Below are 785 nucleotides of genomic sequence, written 5' to 3' on the forward strand. Positions count from 1 at the left end.
GGTCATGCTCCCAATGATTAGATCTTGTGATAAACTCCCTACTTTTTATTCTGGGTGAGATATGGCTAAAGTGGATGTGATTTGTCGTTACTGTCATAAAACAGACGAGGTTAAAGGGCATGGAAAAGGACGTACTGGACATCCTCGCTATCACTGCTATGCCTGTAGCAAAACCTTCCAACTGCACTATACCTATCAAGCCTGCCAGCCCGGTATGAAAGAGCGAATTATTGATATGGCCATGAATAACGCCGGTGTTAGGGACACGGCTCGGGTTCTGAACGTCGGCATTAACACCGTCATTCGCACATTAAAAAGCTCACACCAAGACAAGTAACTACGCTGCCGCTTGCGGGCAGTGAGATTCATCTTGTCTGCGAAATAGACGAGCAGTGGTCCTTTGTCGGTAATAAGAACAATCAACGCTGGCTCTGGTATGCCTGGGAGCCGAATAGGAAACGGGTAGTGGCACATGTGTTTGGGGATCGCAGCAGGAAAACGTTGAAAAAGCTGCTGGCTCTCTTGTCTCCTTTTACTATCCGGTTTTACTGTACAGATGATTATGCCGTTTATGATTGTCTGCCTAAAGAAAAACACCTCACGGGAAAGAAATTTACCCAACGTATTGAGAGAACAAATCTTACGCTTCGTATCCGGATAAAGAGGCTGAATAGAAAGACAATAGGTTATTCCAAATCCGAAGAGATGCATGACAAAGTGGTAGGTACGTTCATTGAGCGTGAATACTATCTTTCATAACAGATCTAACTATTGGGAGCATGACC

General features: G+C 44.7%; 1 protein-coding gene. It reads left to right on the forward strand.

Going from position 1 to position 785, the window contains the following annotated elements:
• Window positions 1–61 precede the first annotated feature (61 nt).
• Window positions 62–759, forward strand: a protein-coding gene (locus tag AACS92_RS02975) for an IS1 family transposase (protein ID WP_206602275.1) whose coding sequence is annotated in 2 segments (ribosomal slippage) — window positions 62–311 and window positions 311–759 — 699 coding nt in all. Because the reading frame shifts where the segments join, the coding sequence is not laid out codon by codon here.
• The last annotated feature ends 26 nt before the right edge of the window (window positions 760–785 follow it).

Source organism: Xenorhabdus sp. KJ12.1, assembly GCF_963876495.1.
GTDB classification, from domain to species: Bacteria; Pseudomonadota; Gammaproteobacteria; order Enterobacterales; family Enterobacteriaceae; genus Xenorhabdus; species Xenorhabdus stockiae.